The organism is Henriciella sp., from assembly GCF_049649345.1.
Classification (GTDB): domain Bacteria; phylum Pseudomonadota; class Alphaproteobacteria; order Caulobacterales; family Hyphomonadaceae; genus Henriciella.
This window is the reverse complement of sequence record NZ_JBARZC010000419.1, coordinates 1-3,749: the sequence shown is the minus strand read 5'-3', so window position 1 is coordinate 3,749 and position 3,749 is coordinate 1. Positions and strand designations below refer to the sequence as shown.

Genomic DNA, 3,749 nt, shown 5'->3' with positions numbered 1-3,749 from the left:
CCCGCGCGGCCGGGATGGGACTGGTGAGGCTGGCACGTCTCCGGCTGCCGGGGCAGGGCTTCCCACAATTGGAACGGGCGGATAGTCCGCCGCCTGCTCCACCGGCTCATCACCCCTCGTCGCGCATGCGGCAAGCACCCCGCAGCAAAGCATCGTCAATACGCGCATGATATCCCCTCGACTTTACGTCTTCCGGGGAGAGCCTAGCGCTGTTATGCGGGAGTGGCGACCCCGATTCGTGCCGGGGTCGCTATTTGGTCCTTGTGCAGACCTATTTGCGCAGTTCGAAAGTTACATTGACATCAACGCTGTAGCCAACTTCACCGCTTGAGACCTGCGTGCTCGCATCGGCAGACTCGTTGCGCACGGCCATCATCGGCATGGGCATGTTGCCGCCCGATGCATTCTCCGAAATTGTCACGATCCGGGCGACGCGGTAGCCGGTCGCCTCGGCATAGAGACTTGCGCGCTCGACAGCTTTCTGAATGGCCTCACGGCGCGCCTCGTCACGGGCCTCGGAGGGATCATCAAGGCCGAATTGAAGCCCTGAAATCGTGTTTCCGCCCTGCGCAACGATCGCATCCATGGTCTCGCCGAGATTATCGAGATCGCGGACCTTCACATTGAGCTGGTTGCTGGCGGTATAGCCTGTGACCTTTGGGGGCGAGCCGTCGCGGTTTGAATAGTTATAGCGCGGCTGCAGAGAGAGGTTGGAAGTCTGCATGTCGCGTTCAGCGACACCTGCACTGCGAAGCGCGGCGTAGACGCCATCCATGCGCGCAGCATTTTGCGACATGGCCTCTGATGCAGTCTCCGCTTCGGTCTGGACGCCGGCCGTGATGGTCGCGATATCCGGGGTCCGCGAGACCTCGCCGGACGCTGAAATCGACAGGGTCGTTTCAGGCTGGATCGAATTGGGATGCGATGACGGGACCGGTGCTTCGCCGGGCACATTCGGCGTGCTGGCGGGCTGTTGCTGGGCGAGACTCGTGCCGCAGGCCACAAGCGCTGTCGCGCCGGCCAGACCTGCGATAATCTTGTTTCTTGTCAGTGTCATTTCCTGCTCCTTTCAGTGTCAGGGACTTGCTTTCGCGATATAATTCCGCCATTGCGGCGGCTTCGTGTCATCTACAAGATGATCGTCGGACAAATGGTTCCAGGGCCTGTAGCTCAGTTGGTTAGAGCGGACCGCTCATAACGGTCTGGTCGGGGGTTCAAGTCCCTCCGGGCCCACCATTCATTCCGGGTGGCGCTTTGCGCCAAAAATCAGTCCGGGGGACTGATTTTACGGAATGAATGCGGCGGCGGCCGCCGATCCGGGGGACCAAATTAGCGAACAAAATCCCAGGCAGGGGCTTGGTTAGATTGATCTTGCATAGGCGCAGGCGCGCTTTACATGGATCGCTCTTAAGGTTGCTCGCCAATCTCCGTAGCGTCATCTTCGGCCGTCTCACATCGCGCCATCGGAAACGATCTCACCTTGCTGCCATCGGCCAGCGAGATAGTGGCAATGAGAGCGACCCGGTTGAGGTCATATCTGATCCGCTGCGGATAATCATTGTCAGGATTCTCGAAGGTGATGGAAATCCCGCCGCGCTCGGTTTCAGTGAATTCTGTCGGCGGCGCGCCGCCTGGCGAAGCGATATAGACCGCCTTTCCATCCCGCATCTCAATGCGCAAATCCTCGAAGAATACGGCCTCTCCGCCGCGCAGCGTCACCGAATAGCCGAACATCAGGCCGCCCTCAGGCGCCGACCAGATCTCGCGCGTGGCCCCATCCTCATGCGCCCAGCAGCCCGTCATCCACGAGAGGCCCATATCCGCAGCAGGCTCGGCATTCGCGGCGCAACTGGCCAAGAGTGGTATTCCGGCCGCACAGATGATCAAGGCGTGTCTCATTTCTTCCCTCCCAGCGGATCACTCTTCGTGCCCGTATCGAACTTGTCCGCCTTCCTCTCCCCAAACAGCATGCGTTGTTCGAGCCGGGCGCGGAGGGCGGCGTAATAGGCTTCGAGAAAGGCGAGATCCTCGTCGCCGGCCTGTTTTTCGCGGCCGATCTTGGCGCGGATGCGCTCGGCGACGCGGGCCTTGATCTCCTTGGTCGACTGGCGCAGCACGTCTTCGAGCACATGAAGCTCGTGAATGCCGTAAATGTCGAGTTCGGCGTCCCGGAAAACATAGCCGGCTACGCTCTCGATCGGCGCGGCGGAGGTGATGTCCTTTTTCAGCTTGGTGCGCGGCGCGTGGATGACGATCGTGCCGGCGATGAGGTCGCCGACGCGCAGCTTGTCGCGGTTGAACAGGGGAAAGAGGACGAACACGCCCGTCCAGGCGACTCCCAGCAGACGGATCCAGGCGCTGATCTCGTCTTCAGCTGTCATCAACAGCAGCGACAGCGGCAGGAAGACTTCCAGTTCCCGCATGAAATTGCGCGCGAGCACAGCATTCGCCGTCAGCCTACCGCCATTGCGCGCGGCCACGCGAAGGCCGAGTGCGCGCTTGCCCGGTGTTGCGGCTTTGCGCCCGATCTCGAAGAAGACGAAATAGAAATTGCGTAGGAGAAAGACCACGACCGCGCTGACCGAGCCGGCAATCTGCCAGCCTTCAAAGCCCATGGACGAGAAGGCGAGCGCGATCAGCCAGACAGAGGCGATGATCAGCATGATCTGCAGTGTGAAATCGAGCAGAAAGGCACCCGCCCGCTCTGAGGCGGAGGCGATCTTGAGGTTCAGGGCGGCGCCTTCCGGCGTCACCAGCGGGCGCACGCGTTTGGCCTGGCGTTCCTGTTCCTTGAGGCGAAGGTCGCGCCGGCGGATCGCCTCGCGCCGGCTTTCGCCAGAGGCTTTGTCAGTGGCTTTCGCGCGCGCCATTATCCAGCCTCCCGCCGGCCACGCGGCCAGTAGAAATAGGCGAGCCAGAATAGGAGCGTCACCCCGGCGATGATGTAGCGCGTGAGGTCGACATTGATCAGCTGACGCGCAAAGCCTTCCAGAAGGGCAGCGATGAACAGCATGATGACCGCGCCGATGATGACAAGCGCAGCTTCATTGCCAGCATCGCGCATCGATTGCATCCGGCTCCTGGTGCCGGGAAAGGCGACCGCCCCGCCAATCATGAAGCCCGCCGCGCCGGCGAGGACGATGGCGAAGAGTTCTGTAACGCCGTGGATGAGGAGCCAGCCGGTCAGCTCTGCGCCAAGCCCCTTGTCCCAGAAGACCGCATAGAAGCTGCCGAGATAGACGCCATTATAGATGAGCAGGACGGCGGTCGGCATGCCGAAGCAGAAGCCGAGCGCAAAGGCGAAGATGGCAATGCCTGAATTGTGCGAGAAGAGCTGGGCGGCAAAGGCGGCGAGCATGTCGCCAATATCGGCTTGGCCGTCTGTATAAAGGGTCGAGCGCAGATGCTCGGCGCTGGCGCCCGGATTGCGGCTGTCCCAGCCCTGGTGGAAGGTCCAGTACCACTCCATGTCCTGCAGGCAGAGGAAGAAGGCGAGGGCCGCCCCGCCAAACAGGCAGAATGCAGCAAGCAGGGTCGGCCAGAGGGCGGCCTGGACAGCCTGCGGCCAGTCGCGGCGGAAATATTGCGCCATCCGCGTGCCAATGCTGACGCGGGTCCCATAGACGAAGAAATAGGCCCGCGCGCAGAGCGTCTCGAGATAGGCGAGCACGTTCTGGTCCAGCGAGATGGAGCGCGCCATGGACAGTGAGGACACGGCCTGCCGGTAGAGCGCGGGGAGGGCCAACATG

Annotated in this window: 4 protein-coding genes and 1 tRNA gene; 1 reads left to right on the top strand and 4 read right to left on the bottom strand. The window is 61.8% G+C overall.

Annotated elements, in window-relative coordinates; all coding sequences use genetic code 11:
- Nucleotides 1-271 precede the first annotated feature (271 nt).
- The gene (locus WA989_RS11605) at nt 272-1,057 is read right to left on the bottom strand and encodes an SIMPL domain-containing protein (protein ID WP_424340661.1); all 786 of its coding nucleotides are present in this window, start codon (nt 1,055-1,057) and stop codon (nt 272-274) included.
- A gap of 102 nt (nt 1,058-1,159) precedes the next feature.
- Here WA989_RS11605 and WA989_RS11600 point away from each other — a divergent pair.
- A tRNA-Ile gene (locus tag WA989_RS11600) sits at nt 1,160-1,236 on the top strand.
- A 171-nt stretch (nt 1,237-1,407) separates the two neighbouring features.
- Here WA989_RS11600 and WA989_RS11595 read toward each other — a convergent pair.
- From WA989_RS11595 to WA989_RS11585, 3 genes are all read right to left on the bottom strand, one after another.
- On the bottom strand, nt 1,408-1,899 hold the full coding sequence (locus WA989_RS11595) for a DUF6265 family protein (RefSeq protein ID WP_424340660.1): 492 nt from the start codon (nt 1,897-1,899) through the stop codon (nt 1,408-1,410).
- On the bottom strand, nt 1,896-2,870 hold the full coding sequence (locus WA989_RS11590; RefSeq protein WP_424340659.1) for an RDD family protein: 975 nt from the start codon (nt 2,868-2,870) through the stop codon (nt 1,896-1,898). The genes WA989_RS11595 and WA989_RS11590 overlap by 4 nt, the downstream gene beginning before the upstream one ends.
- Nucleotides 2,870-3,749: stage II sporulation protein M (locus WA989_RS11585; protein WP_424340658.1), on the bottom strand; the 880-nt coding region annotated here is incomplete at its 5' end. The genes WA989_RS11585 and WA989_RS11590, both read right to left, overlap by 1 nt.